We start from the raw sequence: 16,859 nt of genomic DNA, 5'->3' as shown, positions 1-16,859 counted from the left end.
GCATTTTCGTTACGGTGTTAAGCGGAACCAGTTGCCTCGCGTAGCACGTTTCGGAGGCCGCCAGGACCAGGATTGTTCCGCGTAGAACAAGACAAGCGACCTAAAGCAATCTGAATTGAATGGTTAGTCTAAACGTAAACAATTTTTCAGGTCGGGTAACCTCAAACAGCAAATCAAAAAATGGTTCGCAACAAAATTAATTGTGGCGAACCATTTTTACGTGCTGGTTATTTAACGCGATAAAAGTATCGAATTTTGTGTTCCATGGGCACCTTAGGATTAAAGGTCGGGTAATAGTTACGTAAAGCAACTTTGCCATGATGCCTAACTTTTTTTACCATGAAAGCATCGTTACTCTGGTTCAGGGCAACCGTCCAGTAACCCTTTTTACTCTTGTGTTTGCTGACGTAAAGACTGGGTTCGTACAGGCCCTTCACAGTCTTATTTCCACGAGCAGTAAAAGAGCCAACCTTGTTGACACGACCATTCTTGTGATATCGGGTCACGGTCAACGTGTATTTAGTCATCTTCAACCGTTGTTTAAAATGCTTAGACTTAGCCACCCAGGTACCGCGAACGGACTTGGGCGTGGTGACGTGCTTGGCTGCCGAGGCGGTCGTCGTTGGCAGGGTTGCGCCAAGGGTAAGAGCGGCCAGTAGCATAATGAGTAGCGTACGAATTTTTTTCATCGATGAAGTCCTCTATTTCTTATGGGTATAGTAAACGATATGGGCGGAAGTCTTCACGTCATCATCAACGACGGAAATCTGCCGGGCAATCGCCGCGTGGTGCTTGTGGGTGGTCCGTTTCAGGTACAGATTGGCCCCACCGGAGTTTTGGCCAAGATACCAGAAGCCATGCTTACTGCTAGGTTCGGAAAATATTAAGGTACTAGTTGTTTTCGAAAGCCACTTATTACCGTTGACAGCAACGACCGTTTTGTATTTGCCATGGCGGTAGGTGGACAACCGGAAGCTGTGACGATTGATCTTCAGTCGTTGATGATTTTTCTTGTTCCAGAGATACCAGGTCCCTCGCAGTGCACTGGGAATTGTTGGGGCTTGGCGGGCGGCGCTGGCCGTCGTGGGTGCCAAAACAGTTAGGGTCAACGTTGCTAGTAGCAGCAGTAAAGCTAGCTTGAATTTTTTCATATGTATTCCTCCTCGTAATACGAAAAGTATACCACTGGCAACGAAGGGAAGTTGGTGGGACCGAAATATTCAAATTGTGTATAATTCATGGCGAACTAACCAGTCGGTTTATATAAAATAATGAATAAAAAGTATTCATTGTTTTAACCAACAGTTTATGCTAAATTGAGACGTGTAAGCGTTTTCTAAAACAGCCATTTAGCCATAGCTAAGCCGGCTGTTTCGGGGATAGCGTTTAACAATCTATACATATACGGAGGAGATTTATGATGAAGTTCGGTAAGCAAGTTCTCGGCGTCTTAGCAGTTACGGTTGGGGCCGTTGCCATGGTTGGTGGCACCACGACCGCCCAAGCTAAGAAGAAGACGACCACGAAGCCCGTTACCATCTACTTGACCCGTCATGGGGAAACGACTGGGAACGTGATGGGCCGGGTTCAAGGTTGGAGCGACTTTCCACTGACCAGCAATGGGACCAAAGTGGCAAACGACCTCGGCCGAGGCTTGAAGGGCAAGACTTTCAAGGCTGCCTACGCTGGGAACCTGACGCGGCAACAAGTTACCGCTAAGCACGTTCTGAGTTACTCCGGCAACAAGAAGGTCAAAGTCAACGTTTCTAAGTACCTGCGTGAAGGCGGCTACGGTAGCTTTGAAGGCGACAGTATCGCGACTGACAACGCCTTGATTGCCGGCGTTTACGGCTTCAAGAACGGTGACGAAATGATGGCTAAGCAAGGTAAGAACTACTGGACGAAGCTCCAAGACGCTTACTTCAAACTGGACAAAAAGAACAGTCAGAAGACTAAATTGGTTAAATCTGACCGTGCCGAAAGCTCCAAGCAAGTTGAAAAGCGGATGGCCAAGGAAATGTTAACGATCGCCAAGAACACCAAGAAGCGTGGCGGTGGTAACGTGCTGGTCGTTAGTTCCGGGATGTCCATCAACGAATACCTCTCAACCATGACCAAGAAGTACAAGGGGACGCCATTGAAGAACGTTTCCGTTACGAAGTTAGTTTACAAGAACGGTAAGCTCAGTGTGTCTGGGAATATCGGTTCCATGTACTACGCTAACAAGGGCGCTAAGCTCGCTAAATAGTTTTTGAAGGCAGGCACGGAGAAATCCGGCCTGTTTTTTGTTTGCCAAGTGGTGGAAATAACCGGGAGCTACGGTGGGGTGTTGGCTGCTAAAACGGGTATAATCAAGGTATTCTAACCACGGAGGTGAGCCAGCATGCCAGTCTTTTACCATTTAGTTACGCGCCAAGCTGTTCATGAACGCCAGGTCTTTGATTTTTCGCAGGGACAGACCAATTGGCAGGCCAAATTTTTCCTGGAACACGGCGAACAGCTCCCCTTGGATCACCTATTGAAAACGCCTCGGCTGACGTTAACACCAGCTCAGACCACTCAGTTGCGACGGGACCGTGATCGACAGGCTCACGCGCTACGGGAGAGCTTGTTAGAACTGGTCCGTTTGCGCGATCACCCGACGTATCCGTCACGACTCCGCTGTTTATTTGTGGCCAGTAGCTATCAGCAGGCGTTGACCTGGCGCGACCTCTTTGAAAAGGAAGGTCGTCAGGTGCTTCAGCTGGTGCAGGTCACGACCGATGGGCCGACCTTCGCGGGGGATGCGACGCTGTTGCCGGCTACGGACGGTACGGCTGTCAGTATGAAACTGGCGGCTGCGGCAACGTACTGGAACACCCCGGCGACGGGCGAACGGTTGGGTAAGGTCTTGCTGGGGGGCCGAATTGTGGTGACCCGGATTGTTCGGACATTTTGAGTGTTATTGGGAAGTCAGCAGAAGTTAAAGCTGACTTTTGTTTTATTTTATAACCAATTTATTGCGGATTTATTATAAACATTATGGAGGGCAATGCTTTGCAAACGCCTTTTCAGTTCTTTAGAATGGGAGGAGTTAAGAGCCAACTGCTTCGCCAAAAACTAGCAGACAGGGGAATTGAAGATATGAAAAAGAGATGGCAACAAGTTAGACGATTAATCTTAGTGGGCCTCGTCGCCCTCTTTGTTGGGAACGTCGGGATGGCTACCACCGTACAGGCAGCGACCTGGCACAAAGGGACGCCGAAAGTGCTCCGGGGATTGTACCAATCAACGGCACCCAGGCAAAATTCAGCATCCGGTTTTCCACCAGTCATCGAGCTGGATGGCAAGACATTTTCACTGGGGGTGTCGAATAATCCTGTGCAGATGGTAAAAAGGGTGAAGTACCACAAAGCCCACGGGGTTTACTATTTTAAAGGCCACATGGAACATCAAGGATGGGTCAAGGCCCGAAATGTCCGGTTTGCCCTGAAGAAGACGGGGAAGCAAATTCACTTTGTCTCGGGAAAACACTTCTTCTACCAGTATTCCGGTGAGAAGTTCAAGCAGACTAAGCACGTGACGGGTTACCGCAATTAATCGGGGGAGAGCGGTATACTGGGAGTAATCATACTTCTGGAGGAAAATACTCATGACACTGACCATCACCCCTGCACAACCGCAAGACCTATCGCAAATCATGCCCATTGAAAATGCTGGTTTCTCACCGGCTGAGGCGGCCACCGAAGCCAGTATGGCCGAACGGATTCGGTTGATTGCTGACACCTTCTTGGTTGCCAGAGAGGGCCCAGAGGTCCTTGGCTACGTGGTTGGTCCGGCCTTTGATCAGCGCTATTTGACCGATGAACTCTTTGGCAAATCAACGCCCAACAATACCACTGATGCCTACCAGACGGTCCTGAGTCTAGCCGTCAGTCCAGCCCATCAAAAAGAGGGCCTCGGCAGTCAATTATTGACCGCCTTAGCCCAAGTGGCCCGCCAACAGCACCGACAGGCCATTACGCTGACTTGTCTGGAACGCTTGGTGCCCTTCTATGAACGCAATGGTTATGTGAATGAAGGCGTGTCGGCCTCAGCCCACGCCGGAGAGACCTGGTACAATCTGGTGTTGCCCTTAACTGATTAATTTCAAGCCCATGGTGGCGGCCAGAATGACCGTTACCCAGAGAAGCTTGCGCCAGTCCTTGGATTCGTGGAAGAATAGCATCCCGGTGATCACACCACCAGCCGCACCGATTCCGGTCCACACGGCATAGGCGGTACCCATTGGGAGGGTTTTGAGGGCCAATTCGAGGCCACCAAAGCTGAGGGTGAACGCTAAAATCATGAGTGCCCACAGCCCCCATTTTTTAGCGTGTAAGGCCCAGTTCATGAAGGTGACGCCCAGCATTTCGCTGAGTCCCGCGAAGATTAGATAGAGCCAAGCCATAATTATTTCGCTCCTTTCGTGGTGACTTGTAAGCCACCGATACCAATTAACAAGAGAATAATCAGGCCAACCTTGGCCAGACTGACGGGTTCACCAAACGCCAAGATGCCGACGCTGGTCGTTCCCAGCGTGCCCAGACCGACAAAGACCGCGTAGGCGGTGCCGGCGGGGATGTGCCGGCTGGCCCGAATCAAGAAATAAAAACTCAGATAGACGGCGATGCCGGTTACTAGCCATTCCCAGGGGGTCGTGGCGTGTTTGAATCCAACGACCCAACTAACTTCAAAAATTGCGCCCAAAACGACGATTAACCAATGTTTCCACATAGATAAGTCCTCCTTCTACAGAAAAAGCCTGCGAAACCTTGTCAGTTTATGACAAGATCTCCCAGGCTTTTTCCCTTCCGTGTCTGTGGTAGTTACCACAGGTTCTCTCTCGGACCAGACCCAACGGATTGGCGGAACCCTAGAGAACAAAAGTATTCAGTTTTGCTTGGCGTGGTTAAACGGATCGTTGTCTGCGCCTCCGGGTCGGCAAAAATGAGCCGTGACGCTGTGGGCGCACGCCTGGAGCCAAAGAGCGGTCTCCAGGCTTACTTTGAGCCTCTAGGGGGCGAGTCTCAAAGATATCAGTTGCCTAAGCGGCAAACCGCTAAAGCAACTCCCACGGCTAAGCTCATTTTTGCCGACCCTGCAGCTGACACGAGTTTAACCCGCAAGCAACGTTGCATCTTTGGTTTTTACCACCAGCAGATTGTTGCGAGCACCAAGCTGATTCGATAGCGCTAGTTTAGCACGGATGGCTGACGGGGGTCAACTACTTAGAGACTGTGACAGATTAAAGATAAATCAAATGTTTCTTACGAAATATAAAACTATTTCGTAAGAAACTATTGCAATAAAGCGTTTCCATTTGTATACTGTAGGTGTTGTGAAGGTAATCACACATAGTTGGTCACGATTCCGTTTTTTATTGAGGACAGTGACTTGGCGCTAGAATGAATACAGTTAGGAGCGATTTTTGATGACACAAATGTTTGGGAGTCCCGCTTCATATGTACAAGGCAAGGATGTTTTGTTCGACAGTGTTCAGTACTTAGAAAAATTAGGCCGCAAGCCAATCCTGATGGCCGATACCGCAGTTTACAAAATTGTGGGTGACCAGTTCAAAGACTACTTAAGTGATAACAAGTTTGATGTTCATAAGGTTGTTTTCCATGGTGAAGCTTCACCAGAAGAAATTGACCGGATTACCGGAATCGCGGCTGAATTTGGCGCCGATGTCATCATCGGTTTAGGTGGCGGGAAGACCTTGGATTCAGCCAAGGCTATCGCCGACAACCTCAAAGTGCCAGTGGCTATCTTGCCTTCACTGGCCTCAACCGATGCACCTTGCTCACGGTTATCCGTTATTTACAACGAAGATGGGTCCTTCAAGGCTTACCGCTTCTACGACAAGAACCCTGACCTGGTCTTGATCGATACGCGTTTGGTTGCCGGGGCACCAGCGCGCTTGTTAGCTTCTGGGATCGCCGATGCGTTAGCGACTAACGTTGAAGCCCAAGCGGTTGCCAAGGGTGACAACGACACCATGTTGGGCGCTAAGCAGACCTTGGTCGGCAATGCGATTGCCCAAAAATGTGAAGACACGTTGTTCAAGTACGGCCGCTTAGCATTAGCTGCTGTGAAGCAACACGCCGTCACCAGCGCTCTGAACAAAATCGTGGAAGCCAACACCTTGATGAGTGGGGTCGGTTTTGAAAGTGGTGGGTTGTCCGCTGCGCACGCCATTCATGATGGGTTGACCGCCTTAGACGGCCCGATCCACGACCTGACCCACGGGGAAAAGGTTGCGTACGGCACCTTGACCCAGCTCTTCTTGGAAGGCCGGAGCGAAGAAGAATTCGACCGTTACCTGGACTTTGATCTGTCCTTGGGTCTACCAACGACCTTAGCAGACCTAAAGATTCCAGACGCTACCGATGAAGATTTGCTCAAGGTCGGTGAACAAGCAACGGCCCCAGCAGACACCATGAGCCGCATGCCGTTTGAAGTCACGCCAGACGACGTCGCCCAAGCGATGCGCGAGGTGGATGCTTATAGTCGCGCTTACCAGGAAAGAAAGAGTGCGGAGTAAGAGTGCTACGAAGGGCGGTTAGCTGGCGAGCATTAACGGCGCTAAGGGAATAACTCCGGTCTTGGGTTATTTGCTTAGGGTTGTTAAGCGGAACCAGTTGCCCGGTAGTGGCACGTTTCGGAGGCCGCCAGGACCAGGATATGCTCGCGAAGAACTAGTCCAACGTACTTAAGCAAATCATTGTTCGAGAATTCCTGGCAACCTTTATAGAAGAAAAGGGATGCAGTTTAACTTAGTTTTATCGAAAGGACCTGGCTCCCCAGGTCCTTTTTGCTAGCTAACTTTATATGGCCGAAACGTGGGACAGAAGACAGCCGGTTCCACTTAAAACTGATACCCAAACAATCCAAGCCCAGGATTATTTAGGTATCAGCCTTAATGCTCGCCGGCTAACCGCCTTCTGTCTCACTCTTTTTAGCATGAAATAAAATGTAAGCGCCTCCAGAAAATGATCAATTCGCCGATATTTTGTGCATAAGTGACGAATTTCACGAAAAATGAAATCGATTGTATTTCCGTCAGACCGTGATTTCCTCGGATTTTCTGAAAATTTTAGTTGTGAAAAAGCCTTAAAATTGACCGATGTGGTTGCTATACTGAAAACGATTTAAAAATGACTGTATCAGTCATCATAACTTAGTTAATACGGTGCCGCGGGTCACGGCCCCCGGCGATAATATGGAGGTAGCAAATATGCAACTCGGAAGTATTGAAGCAGGGGGAACCAAGTTTGTTTGTGCAATCGGTAACGAGGATTACCAGACGAAAGACAAGGTGCGGATCCCAACCACCACCCCGGAAGAAACCTTAAGCAAAACCATCGCTTACTTTAAGCAGTTTCCTGATTTGAAGGCCATTGCCATTTCATCATTTGGCCCGATTGAACTGCGTCACAACTCACCTAAGTATGGTTATATCACCAACACACCAAAGCCCGGCTGGGCCGACACCGATTTCATCGGTCGACTCAAGCAGGACTTGGATGTACCCATGTACTGGACGACCGACGTTAACGGTTCCGCTTACGGCGAATACGTGATGTCCACACTCTTCAATGAGAACGTGAACTCGTTGGTTTACTTCACGATTGGGACTGGTGTGGGCGCCGGTGCCATCATCAATGGCAACTTTGTCGGTAGCTTAGGCCACCCAGAAATGGGTCACGTTCGGCTGAAGCGCCACCCCGACGATTTGAATTTCGCCGGCATCTGCCCATTCCATGGCGATTGCTTGGAAGGCTTGGTCAGTGGGCCAACGTTCGACGCGCGGCTGGGGAAACCCGGTAAGGACGTGCCGTTGACTGACCACGTTTGGGACATCATGGCTTACTACGTTGCGCAAGCAGCCTTGCAGGTCACGTTGATGATGCGGCCTGACAAAATCGTCTTTGGTGGCGGGGTTGTCAGTGAAGCCTTCCTGGATAAGGTTCGCAACGAATTTGCTAAGTTATTGAATGACTACGTTGAGGTCGGCAAGCTCACGGATTACATCGTGATGCCCGTCGTCAAAAACAATGGTTCAGCCACGCTCGGCGATTTTGCGTTAGCACTCAACGAGTACAACAAGTAACACATAAGAGAGGGAGAAATTATTTATGAAAGCCTTAGTTTTAACTGGAACCAAAAAGATGGAAATCCAAGATTTACCAAAGCCAGAAGTTAAGCCCAACGAAGTCTTAGTTAACACTGCCTACGCAGGTATCTGTGGGACCGACCGCGCCCTGTACGCTGGCCTTCCAGGTTCAGCCGACGCCGTTCCCCCAATCGTGTTAGGTCACGAAAACTCCGGGATCGTTGCCGCTATCGGTAGTGACGTCACCAACGTTAAGGTTGGCGACCGTGTCACTGTTGACCCTAACATCTACTGTGGCCAATGTGAATACTGCCGGACTGACCGTCCAGAACTGTGTGACAACCTGTCCGCCGTTGGGGTTACCCGCGATGGTGGTTTGGAAGAATCCTTCACGGCACCTTCATCCGTCGTTTACCCAATTCCTGACAACGTGTCCTTAAAGGCCGCTGCCACGACTGAACCCATTTCATGTGCCGTTCACGGGATGACTTTATTAGACGTTAAGCCATACCAAAAGGCATTGGTTATCGGCGATGGTTTCATGGGGCAATTATTCGTGCAATTATTACAAGCTTACGGCGTTCACCAAGTCGACTTTGCTGGGATCGTTGACGAAAAGTTAGCCTTCAACAAGGAAAAATTTGGTGTGACCAACACCTTCAACACGACGCGTGACAGCATTCCCGCTGACTACGACGTGGTTATCGAAGCCGTTGGGTTACCACAAACGCAAGAACAAGCTGTTGAAGCAACTAAAAAGGGTGCGCAAGTCCTGATGTTTGGTGTGGGTAAGCCTAACCAAACCTTCTCGATGAACACTTACGAAGTTTACCAAAAGCAACTGAAGATCCAAGGGGCCTTCATCAACCCATACGCTTTCGAAGACGGGATCGCACTGTTATCCAGCGGCCAATTGGACGTTGAATCATTGATCAGCCACGAAGTTAGCTTGGAACAAGTTGAAGACGTCTTGAACGGTAAGGTTGCTGGTGTCAGCAAGGCTGTCGTTAAAGTTAGTGACTAGTAAAGGTAAGGGATTATTGTGAAAGTAGAAGAAGCAAGCGATTTGAATACGGGTGCCGACGTGACGGTAAGTAGCCAGCGGACGATTTCCATGTCCAAGGCCATTGCCTTCTTTGCACTGTCGCTGGTCATCAACTCGGCTGGTAACGTGTTAACGTTGGTCACGAGCGCCAAGATTCACCCGTCCTTCTTGGGGGCGGCCTATTGGTCCGCAGCCGAAGCCAACTTGGGAACGGCTTTTCACTGGAATCTGTTCTGGGCATTTCTCATCATGGGCTTCTTAACGGCCGTATTGAATGCCATCCTGATTCATCATTGGGATTGGAAACGGATTGCCGGGAATATGATCTTCATGGTGCCGTTCTCAGCGTTGATTCAAGTGTTTGAGGACTTCTTTGACGGCAAATATCCAGCGCTGTTCGCGGGGCTTCCTGATGCCCGGAGCACGGGGATGATTGTGTTGTACATCGCCCTGAACTTCTTAGGGGTGGCGTTCATTGCCGTTGCGATTTCCATTTACCAACGGGTCAACTTAGTATTGCATCCCGCCGATGATTTGATGCAGATTTTGCGGTTCCGCTATTTCAAGGGGAATGCCGCAAAGGCGATGTGGGCTTCCTACATTCCACCGACCATTATGGCCATCGTGGCATTGATCATCACGCGGCAGTTTACCAACTTTGGTCTGGGAACCATCTTTGCCTTCTTGGCACAGGGTGGGATTACCGGGATCGCTGATAAAGTGGTCTTCCCTAAGCTGAAGCACCAGGCCGTTGACGTCGGACAAAAGATTGAATAGGAGCTAATTAAAAATGGCAGTTCAAGATTTTATTACTGGAATTCAACACGTGGGGATTCCCACGGCAGATTTAGACAAGACGATGGCTTTCTACGAATCATTAGGCTTCGAACGGGCCGGGTTATTTCCAAATGGGGAAAACCGGTGTGCCTTCATGCGGTTCGGCAACCTAACGATTGAAACGTGGGAAGGCGACCCAACCAACCCAGAAGCTGGCGCCATCAACCATATTTCCCTGAACACCACCGACGTCGACAAGGCTTTTGCCGCCGCCAAGGAACAGGGCTTAGACATGGTCAATGACGAAGTCCAATCCATCCCATCTTTCTGGGATAAGGGGATTCGGTTCTTCAACATTTTGGGACCTAACCATGAGACGATTGAGTTTTGTGAGATTTTGAAGTAGAGTGCGGAATAAGGCGATTAGGTCCTGAGCATTAGGGAGCTAAAGGGCTTCTGTTCGGCAGCGCCGGGCAGGAGGTCTTTAGCTTTCTAAGCGCAGGGACCTGCCTTATGTAGCACGTTTCAGAGGCCGCCAGTTTCCGAAACAGACAAGTGCAGAGCTGGTCCAAAGAACCGACGCCCACCAAGTCTCTTTCAAAACAAGCAACTCTAAGAAATAAATTAATACAGAATTAGTCAAACTAACCAATTAACTCAATCCCCAGTACGCAACGACTACCAGCCAGTCCAAAACATTTCAGGTCGGGGGAAGTACCGCTATCTGAAATCACAGATCACTAGTAAGTGGGTGTGGCGTACTGAAGATTGTTGGCGTTGGTAATCGAAATCGGTTTAGCCGTCGCAGGCAGGAGAAAAAGCTAGGAGACCGCCTTTGGCTCCCAGCATGCCACCTGTTCCGGTGAGACGGCTTCGCCTGCCAGGTCTCAGATGGAACGGACCAGAGCAAGTCCCTAGCACCAGATCATCTCCTGGCGGTGCATCAAACAGGTAACAATGCTCGCTGAAAGCGTTCGTGGACCAACTCAGAGCACCTCATCAAACTTGCGAATCCCGGCCCGGCGCGTTAGCAAAGGGCCGCTAAGGTTCACGAATAATCAGCAAAAGCGGATGACCCCAGTCAGGGTGATCCGCTTTTTTCGTGGAAACTATTTTGGAACCACTGAAATTCGGTATACTAGAGAAAAATCAACTAGGAGCTGACCAACATGAACGACCCCAAAATTCCAGCGACCCTCGACCCACAGAGCTTCATTAAAAACTAGCAGGAAACCTGCGATTATAATCGCGGGATTAATGCTAAAACTTAACACTTTATAAAACATATGTTCCCCTACCAAGTAACCAAACATGCTATACTTAGACCAATCTTCAGGGGAGGTAGCTATTGGTTAAACTAGGCCGAACGATTAAATTACGACTCTATCCAGACAGCAAACAGTCGGCGGGATTCTTAGCAATGAGCCGAGAGTACCAGCGATTAGCTAATATTGTCAGTCAATGGATCTTTGACCACGGGTTCCCGTTAAGTTGGTTAAAAATCAATCATCAGCTGTACCAAGTTCTCAGACAGGAATCACAGTTGAATAGTCAGATGGTCCAGTCTGTTTTTCGGACGGTCGCAGCGCGTTACAAAACGGTTCAGGAACAAATGAAGCAACATCCTTACCGGTACAAGAATGAGGACAAAAAGTGGGTTCAAGTTCCCAGAGACTTGAACTGGTTGGTGAAACCCATCCATTTTCGTCGACCACAGGCAGATTTAGTTCGCCAAAGAAATTATTCCTTTATGGGTGAGATGAAACAGATTTCAATCACCACCCTGGATAAACGGACGAAGTTATGCTTTACCGACAAAGGCTTCGAAGACTATTTTCACGGAGATTGGAAATTTGGTACCGCAAGATTAGTCCATAGTCGTGGTGAGTGGTTCCTTCACATTGGCATCACCAAAGAAGTTGATGACTTTGACAAACAGGGCTGTCCGAAGATTGTCGGCATTGACCGTGGTTTACGCTTCCTGGCAACAATCTATGATCACCTGGGTAAGACACTGTTCTTTGACGGCCAGAAAGTCTTACGTAAGCGAAAGAAGTTCTTAGAAATCCGTCGACAACTGCAGAGTAAAGGTACCAAGTCTGCCAAGAAAAAGTTGAAACAACTAGGGACTGTCTGAAAACTAAAAATTCAGGTATAATCTGAGGAAAAACGAATCGAGGCATTCCGATGACAACACCTAAACGATACGAACTGGAAGATGCTCAGTGGGACCGAATCAAAGGATACTTCCCGCCATACCGGACTGGCCGTCCATCAAGCCTAGACAACCGTACCGCCCTCAACGCTATCCTCTGGCTCATGCGCAGCGGGGCTCCTTGGCGTGATCTACCTGAACGCTATGGCTCTTGGAAAACGGTGTATAGTCGCTTCCGAGCCTGGGTAAGTTCAGGCTTGTTCGAACAGGTTTTTCTCGAATTGATTGACAATCCCGACATGGAAAACTTGAGCTTAGATTCAACGATCGTTCGAGCGCATCAAAAGGCCACTGGGGCAAAAAAAACGCCGAATGTATGGTCGAAAATCAAGCTATTGGACTAAGTCGAGGTGGCCGAACGACCAAGATTCACGCACTCGTTGACGGATTAGGGAATCCCTTGGGTTTTCGCCTAACAGGTGGTCAAGTACATGATAGCCAAGTTGCCAGTGAGTTGCTGGAAGGCTTCGATATTTCTCAATCAAATATTATCGCGGATAAAGCCTATGGCACCGCGAAACTTCGCCAGTATATTAAAGATAAAGCAGCCGTCTATACCATTCCGCCAAAGGAAAATACCAAAGACAAGTGGACCTGTGATTACCACGTTTATTGTGAGCGCCATTTGATTGAGAACTTCTTCAATCAGTTGAAGAACTTTCGTAGGATTGCAACGCGTTATGATAAGCTCGCTCATGTTTATCTGGCTACGGTTTACATTGCCTCAATTTGCATCTTACTTAAGTAGTTTTCAGACGGACCCTAGCTCAACGAGAGAACCGCTGGATGTCCGATGTGAATCACCGGATAGCCAAGACACTCGTTACCTTATATGGTTCGCATACACTTTTTGTCTTGGAAGACTTAAGCAATGTAACATTCAATGTAGATGATTTACCTAAGTCTTTGCGTAACAGCCATCGTTCCTGGTCTTTTTTCCAGCTGGAGTCTTTTTTAACATACAAGGCTCAGGCTATTCAAAGTACTGTTCTGAAAGTGAGTCCAGCATTCACCTCACAACGCTGTCCCAAGTGTGGACTGGTTGAGAAAACCAACCGGCATCACGATACTCACGAGTATTGGTGTAAACAATGCCAATATCGTTGTAATGATGACCGATTAGGGGCAATGAATATCGAAATGCTGGGTCAAGAGTGGTTGAATGGTGTCCAGCGACCAAAAATCAAAAAACTAACAGCTATTGGGTAGATCCTGATAGTTAAACGGGTAGCTGTCAATTACCCGACGATGTTGCCACTACGAGTAGGAGTGCCTCAAAAGGCATGTTGGACTACTGTGTCGTCAGACACGTGAGCGACAAGCCTCTGAATTTATTCAGGGACAATTGACCTCCTGGCAGAGTGCATCAAACAGCTTAGCAATGCTCGCTGAAACTATTCGTGGACCAACTCAGAGCACCTCATCAAACTTGCGAATCCCGGCCCGGCGCGTCAGCAAAGGGCCGCTAAGGTTCACGAATAATCAGCAAAAGCGGATGACCCCAGTCAGGGTGATCCGCTTTTTTCGTGGAAACTATTTTGGAAGCCTTGAAATTCGGTATACTAGAGAAAAATCAACTAGGAGCTGACCAACATGAATGATCCCAAAATTCCGGGGACCCTCGAACCACAGAGCTTCATGGCCGTGACTCGCGCGGAGGATAATCTACTCGCCCAGGTGAAATTACAACAGGAAACCATTACCGACCAAAGCCTCGACCGGGTGATGTTCGATCAGGCCACACTGACCGGGATGACGCTAATGGCGGATACCATCAGTCGCCTGGAACTGACCGACGTGATTCTGAAAAATTGTACACTGGTAAACTGTGATTTGGCGGGTGCTAGCTTCTTTCGAACCGCGTTTCAAAACTGCAAGCTGGTGGGCACGACCCTTGACCGGAGCATACTAAAAGAGGTCACCTTCACTGACTGTGACCTCTCTTTGACAAATTTTAACGACACAAAATTAACAGATGTCGTCTGCCAGCACAGCAAAATGACCGAGCTGAATTGCCTGGATAGCACCCTGAAAAAGGTCCAGATTGTGGACTGTGACCTGAACGAAGCGGACCTTTCGGACACCAGCCTCAACAAAATTGACCTGAGCACCTGCCAGTTCGACACGCTGCGGGCAACCGAATTTGACCTGCATGGCTGTCGGCTCAACGAGACCCAGGCCGCCTACTTTGCCAGCCAGTTTCTGGGGATCCGCCTAGCGTGAAATGGTGGTTGCGGACAGTCGAATCTCTTTGGGTAAGAGGTCAGGGTCTTCAATCTTGGCCAGGAGCCGGTCAATAGCGGTCTGTCCCAGTTCGGCGATAGGCTGCTTGGCCGTGACGATGGGCTGCGGGAGAAAGTCGAACCAGTCCTGGTCATCGAAGCCCCCCAATTGGAGATGGGGCAGATTCAGGTCTGGGAGCTTGCGAAGCACCTCTTCCATGATGGTGTTGTCGCCAACAAATAAGCCGTCACATTTTTGATTAATTAATAATTGGCGGGTCATCTGTTGTACATTACTATTATCTTCGCGGGCGGTGGCCTCAATGGCGGCGTCGGGTTCTTGCCCAGCCGCGGTTAAGGCCTTTTGATAACCGGTCAACCGTTCACTAGCGGTGAAGGAGACTGCACTATTAATAATGCCCACGCGTTGGGCGCCTTGCTGAATCAGCCGGGTCACGATGGCTTGGGTGCCCTGCACGTTATCGACCAACACCCGGTCGTACGGGGTATCCTGGACGTTAGGCGGCATGCGGTCGACAAATACGGCGGGGGTACTGCCAAGAATGGCGGCGTAGTCGGTGGGCCCACCGGCGCTGGTAATGATAATCCCGTCGACCTGCTTCTCCAGGAGGAGGTTCAGGGCGCTGGCCTCCTTGGCGAGGCTCTCGTCGGTGTTGACCAGCACTACGTCATAACCAGACCGGGAAGCCGCGTCTTCAATTGCCCGGCTCAGGTGGGTGAAGAAGGCGTTTAAGATATCGGGGATGATGACGCCTAGTGTATGTGTTTGCTGGACTCGAATGCTGCGGGCCAGGCCGTTGGGATGGTAGCCTAAATTGCTGGCGATATTCTGAACCTTTTGACGCGTATCCCGCTTGACGCGGGGATTGTGGCTCAGGGCCCGAGAAACGGTGGCTTCGGAAACGCCGGCCGCTTTGGCCACATCCTTAATGGTGACTTTTCCTGTCAAATGTGTTCACCTCTTGTAATTAATAATCGATTATTAATATTAAGAATAAAATCGTCTGGTGGCAGTTATAGGACTTTCAGTAGCTAACAATTGTAGAATTATACACAAGCACAATTATTAGTAGGGGCTAATTTTTTGATAAAGGCACCTTTTTTACAACCAATTAAGCCAACCAAACATAGTGTCTACGGTAATGTTAGCGGTTTACTGGTAAGGACGCAACTATTCATCCGACAAAAAATTCAAAAAAGGGGTTGCGCTACCCCCCTACTTAATGATAAAATTTATTTCTGTTGGGTCAGTGATGACTTAATTCTTGGGCTATAGCCAAGTGGTAAGGCAACAGGTTTTGATCCTGTCATGCGCTGGTTCGAACCCAGCTAGCCCAATTAGAAGTATGTGGATTCTCGTCGATTGCGTAGGCAATGGCGAGGATTTTTTTGTCGTCGGTAGAAAGCGCTACCATTTTCGTTTAGAATGAGGGTAACGATGAGGATGGGAGTTTTCCAAATGACGAAAATTATTTTAGATTGTGACCCCGGTCACGACGATGCGCTGGCCATGATGCTGGCGATTGCCAACCCAGAGATCGACCTGTTGGCCGTGACCACGTCCGCCGGCAACCAGACGCCGGAGAAGACACTAAACAACGCGATGCGGCTGCTAACACTGATGCACCACCAAGAGATCCCGGTAGCTGGTGGGAATCGTACGCCGCTGTTAAAACCGCTAGAAACGGCTGGTAATGTCCACGGTAAGAGTGGGCTGGACGGTGCTGACCTGCCAGACCCCGATTTTGCTGTGCAGGACATGACGGCGATTGAACTGATGGCCCAAACCTTGCGGGCAAGCGCCACGCCCGTCACAATGGTAGTAACGGGGCCGATGACCAATATGGCGCTGTTCCTGCGCGTCTATCCCGAGCTGAAGAATAAAATCAATCGCATCGTCTTCATGGGCGGCGCGATGGGCCTGGGCAACTGGACGCCATCGGTCGAATTCAACATTTACGTGGATCCTGAGGCGGCCAAAATTGTCTTGAATGCCGGGATTCCACTGACGATGGCGCCGCTGAATGTGACCCATCAGGCTCAGATTCTCAAACCAGAAATCGAAGCCGTTGGCCAAATCGACAATCCCGTAGCGCACGCCTTTTACGGGCTCCTGAACTTCTTTGAGCTGTACCACGAGAATCCTAAATGGGGGTTCAAGGGCGCGCCACTCCATGATCCGTGCACGATTGCGTGGTTGCTGCATCCCGACATGTTTGAGAGCGAATTGATGAACGTGGATGTGGAAACGCAGGGCGAATTGGTTCGTGGCGAAACGGTTTGTGACTACTATGAATTGACGGGTAAGCCAAAGAATACCGACGTTCTGCTACATGTCGACCGCGAGGCCTTTATCCGGTTGATCACCACGTCTTTAGAAACATTTAACTAGCCGAGAAATCCCTTGTCCCACTTGACCTAGACACTCACGGTCGGTGGGAC

19 protein-coding genes, 1 tRNA gene, 1 pseudogene and 1 riboswitch are annotated in these 16,859 nt (G+C 49.5%); of the genes and pseudogenes, 16 read left to right on the top strand and 5 right to left on the bottom strand.

Annotated elements, in window-relative coordinates; translation table 11 throughout:
* Positions 1–227: 227 nt before the first annotated feature.
* Both ACEPST_RS04520 and ACEPST_RS04515 read right to left on the bottom strand, forming a co-directional pair.
* Positions 228–689, bottom strand: coding sequence for a hypothetical protein (locus ACEPST_RS04520; protein ID WP_204120460.1), 462 nt, complete (start codon positions 687–689; stop codon positions 228–230).
* 12 nt (positions 690–701) lie between these two features.
* A complete protein-coding gene (locus tag ACEPST_RS04515; protein WP_204120459.1) occupies positions 702–1,151 on the bottom strand; it encodes a hypothetical protein in 450 nt (149 codons plus the stop codon).
* A 266-nt stretch (positions 1,152–1,417) separates the two neighbouring features.
* Between ACEPST_RS04515 and ACEPST_RS04510 the strand changes: the two genes are divergently transcribed.
* The 4 genes from ACEPST_RS04510 (at position 1,418) to ACEPST_RS04495 (ending at position 4,126) form a co-directional block, all read left to right on the top strand.
* Positions 1,418–2,248, top strand: a complete 831-nt coding sequence (locus tag ACEPST_RS04510; RefSeq protein ID WP_395390537.1) for a histidine phosphatase family protein — start codon at positions 1,418–1,420, stop codon at positions 2,246–2,248.
* Between the two features lie 135 nt (positions 2,249–2,383).
* A complete protein-coding gene (locus ACEPST_RS04505) occupies positions 2,384–2,938 on the top strand; it encodes a DUF2441 domain-containing protein (protein WP_395390536.1) in 555 nt (184 codons plus the stop codon).
* A 185-nt stretch (positions 2,939–3,123) separates the two neighbouring features.
* A complete protein-coding gene (locus ACEPST_RS04500) occupies positions 3,124–3,579 on the top strand; it encodes a hypothetical protein (RefSeq protein ID WP_204120457.1) in 456 nt (151 codons plus the stop codon).
* A gap of 52 nt (positions 3,580–3,631) precedes the next feature.
* On the top strand, positions 3,632–4,126 hold the full coding sequence (locus ACEPST_RS04495) for a GNAT family N-acetyltransferase (protein ID WP_204120456.1): 495 nt from the start codon (positions 3,632–3,634) through the stop codon (positions 4,124–4,126).
* On the opposite strand, the gene ACEPST_RS04490 is transcribed toward ACEPST_RS04495, so the two are convergent.
* Both ACEPST_RS04490 and ACEPST_RS04485 read right to left on the bottom strand, forming a co-directional pair.
* Positions 4,115–4,429 carry a DMT family transporter gene (locus ACEPST_RS04490; RefSeq protein ID WP_204120455.1) on the bottom strand — a complete coding sequence of 105 codons (315 nt, stop codon included), beginning with the start codon at positions 4,427–4,429 and terminating at the stop codon, positions 4,115–4,117. The genes ACEPST_RS04495 and ACEPST_RS04490 overlap by 12 nt on opposite strands.
* A gap of 2 nt (positions 4,430–4,431) precedes the next feature.
* Positions 4,432–4,755: a DMT family transporter gene (locus tag ACEPST_RS04485; RefSeq protein WP_204120454.1), complete on the bottom strand. Its 324-nt coding sequence runs from the start codon at positions 4,753–4,755 to the stop codon at positions 4,432–4,434.
* Positions 4,756–4,811: 56 nt separating this feature from the next.
* Positions 4,812–4,909, bottom strand: a riboswitch (guanidine-I (ykkC/yxkD leader).
* 59 nt (positions 4,910–4,968) lie between these two features.
* Between ACEPST_RS04485 and ACEPST_RS04480 the strand changes: the two genes are divergently transcribed.
* The 10 genes and pseudogenes from ACEPST_RS04480 (at position 4,969) to ACEPST_RS04435 (ending at position 14,397) form a co-directional block, all read left to right on the top strand.
* Complete coding sequence (locus ACEPST_RS04480) at positions 4,969–5,211, top strand: hypothetical protein (protein ID WP_395425081.1); 243 nt, start codon at positions 4,969–4,971, stop codon at positions 5,209–5,211.
* A 241-nt stretch (positions 5,212–5,452) separates the two neighbouring features.
* On the top strand, positions 5,453–6,565 hold the full coding sequence (locus ACEPST_RS04475) for a glycerol dehydrogenase (RefSeq protein ID WP_395390533.1): 1,113 nt from the start codon (positions 5,453–5,455) through the stop codon (positions 6,563–6,565).
* A 693-nt stretch (positions 6,566–7,258) separates the two neighbouring features.
* The gene (gene scrK / locus ACEPST_RS04470) at positions 7,259–8,134 is read left to right on the top strand and encodes a fructokinase ScrK (protein WP_204120452.1); all 876 of its coding nucleotides are present in this window, start codon (positions 7,259–7,261) and stop codon (positions 8,132–8,134) included.
* A gap of 25 nt (positions 8,135–8,159) precedes the next feature.
* On the top strand, positions 8,160–9,161 hold the full coding sequence (locus tag ACEPST_RS04465; protein ID WP_125764208.1) for a zinc-dependent alcohol dehydrogenase family protein: 1,002 nt from the start codon (positions 8,160–8,162) through the stop codon (positions 9,159–9,161).
* Between the two features lie 90 nt (positions 9,162–9,251).
* The gene (locus ACEPST_RS04460) at positions 9,252–9,959 is read left to right on the top strand and encodes a fructose permease (protein WP_225893650.1); all 708 of its coding nucleotides are present in this window, start codon (positions 9,252–9,254) and stop codon (positions 9,957–9,959) included.
* Positions 9,960–9,972: 13 nt separating this feature from the next.
* Complete coding sequence (locus ACEPST_RS04455; protein ID WP_125764212.1) at positions 9,973–10,365, top strand: VOC family protein; 393 nt, start codon at positions 9,973–9,975, stop codon at positions 10,363–10,365.
* Between the two features lie 1,014 nt (positions 10,366–11,379).
* Positions 11,380–12,096, top strand: coding sequence for a hypothetical protein (locus ACEPST_RS04450; protein WP_395425080.1), 717 nt, complete (start codon positions 11,380–11,382; stop codon positions 12,094–12,096).
* Positions 12,097–12,146: 50 nt separating this feature from the next.
* Positions 12,147–12,922 (top strand): IS5-like element ISLpl3 family transposase gene (locus ACEPST_RS04445; protein WP_096109514.1). Its coding sequence is split into 2 segments (ribosomal slippage): positions 12,147–12,471 and positions 12,471–12,922, totalling 777 coding nucleotides; the frame shifts between segments, so codons are not numbered across the junction.
* Between the two features lie 26 nt (positions 12,923–12,948).
* A pseudogene (locus tag ACEPST_RS04440) lies at positions 12,949–13,383 on the top strand (RNA-guided endonuclease TnpB family protein); the annotation flags it as partial.
* 384 nt (positions 13,384–13,767) lie between these two features.
* Positions 13,768–14,397, top strand: coding sequence for a pentapeptide repeat-containing protein (locus ACEPST_RS04435; RefSeq protein ID WP_204120450.1), 630 nt, complete (start codon positions 13,768–13,770; stop codon positions 14,395–14,397).
* Here the strand turns inward: ACEPST_RS04435 and ACEPST_RS04430 are convergent.
* Entirely contained in the window at positions 14,389–15,366 is a 978-nt protein-coding gene (locus ACEPST_RS04430; protein ID WP_204120449.1) for a LacI family DNA-binding transcriptional regulator, read from the bottom strand. The two genes, ACEPST_RS04435 and ACEPST_RS04430, sit on opposite strands and share 9 nt — an antisense overlap.
* Before the next feature lie 317 nt (positions 15,367–15,683).
* Between ACEPST_RS04430 and ACEPST_RS04425 the strand changes: the two genes are divergently transcribed.
* Positions 15,684–15,755 (top strand) — tRNA-Gln (locus ACEPST_RS04425).
* A 121-nt stretch (positions 15,756–15,876) separates the two neighbouring features.
* Positions 15,877–16,809: a pyrimidine-specific ribonucleoside hydrolase RihA gene (gene rihA / locus ACEPST_RS04420; protein WP_204120448.1), complete on the top strand. Its 933-nt coding sequence runs from the start codon at positions 15,877–15,879 to the stop codon at positions 16,807–16,809.
* Positions 16,810–16,859 lie beyond the last annotated feature (50 nt).

It is taken from the genome of Levilactobacillus sp. FUA 3915 (genome assembly GCF_044053135.1).
In the GTDB taxonomy this organism is placed as follows: domain Bacteria; phylum Bacillota; class Bacilli; order Lactobacillales; family Lactobacillaceae; genus Levilactobacillus; species Levilactobacillus lanxiensis.
This window is presented reverse-complemented; position numbering and strand designations above follow the sequence as displayed.

Bases quoted from the DNA above. Each gene is read 5' to 3' on its own strand.
- ACEPST_RS04520 (WP_204120460.1), bottom strand. From the start codon at position 689: ATGAAAAAAATTCGTACGCTACTCATTATGCTACTGGCCGCTCTTACC.
- ACEPST_RS04485 (WP_204120454.1), bottom strand. From the start codon at position 4,755: ATGTGGAAACATTGGTTAATCGTCGTTTTGGGCGCAATTTTTGAAGTT.
- ACEPST_RS04435 (WP_204120450.1), top strand. From the start codon at position 13,768: ATGAATGATCCCAAAATTCCGGGGACCCTCGAACCACAGAGCTTCATG.
- ACEPST_RS04510 (WP_395390537.1), top strand. From the start codon at position 1,418: ATGATGAAGTTCGGTAAGCAAGTTCTCGGCGTCTTAGCAGTTACGGTT.
- ACEPST_RS04465 (WP_125764208.1), top strand. From the start codon at position 8,160: ATGAAAGCCTTAGTTTTAACTGGAACCAAAAAGATGGAAATCCAAGAT.
- ACEPST_RS04450 (WP_395425080.1), top strand. From the start codon at position 11,380: ATGAGCCGAGAGTACCAGCGATTAGCTAATATTGTCAGTCAATGGATC.
- ACEPST_RS04460 (WP_225893650.1), top strand. From the start codon at position 9,252: ATGTCCAAGGCCATTGCCTTCTTTGCACTGTCGCTGGTCATCAACTCG.
- ACEPST_RS04505 (WP_395390536.1), top strand. From the start codon at position 2,384: ATGCCAGTCTTTTACCATTTAGTTACGCGCCAAGCTGTTCATGAACGC.
- ACEPST_RS04490 (WP_204120455.1), bottom strand. From the start codon at position 4,429: ATGGCTTGGCTCTATCTAATCTTCGCGGGACTCAGCGAAATGCTGGGC.
- ACEPST_RS04480 (WP_395425081.1), top strand. From the start codon at position 4,969: ATGAGCCGTGACGCTGTGGGCGCACGCCTGGAGCCAAAGAGCGGTCTC.
- ACEPST_RS04475 (WP_395390533.1), top strand. From the start codon at position 5,453: ATGACACAAATGTTTGGGAGTCCCGCTTCATATGTACAAGGCAAGGAT.
- ACEPST_RS04515 (WP_204120459.1), bottom strand. From the start codon at position 1,151: ATGAAAAAATTCAAGCTAGCTTTACTGCTGCTACTAGCAACGTTGACC.
- ACEPST_RS04455 (WP_125764212.1), top strand. From the start codon at position 9,973: ATGGCAGTTCAAGATTTTATTACTGGAATTCAACACGTGGGGATTCCC.
- rihA (WP_204120448.1), top strand. From the start codon at position 15,877: ATGACGAAAATTATTTTAGATTGTGACCCCGGTCACGACGATGCGCTG.
- ACEPST_RS04495 (WP_204120456.1), top strand. From the start codon at position 3,632: ATGACACTGACCATCACCCCTGCACAACCGCAAGACCTATCGCAAATC.
- ACEPST_RS04500 (WP_204120457.1), top strand. From the start codon at position 3,124: ATGAAAAAGAGATGGCAACAAGTTAGACGATTAATCTTAGTGGGCCTC.
- scrK (WP_204120452.1), top strand. From the start codon at position 7,259: ATGCAACTCGGAAGTATTGAAGCAGGGGGAACCAAGTTTGTTTGTGCA.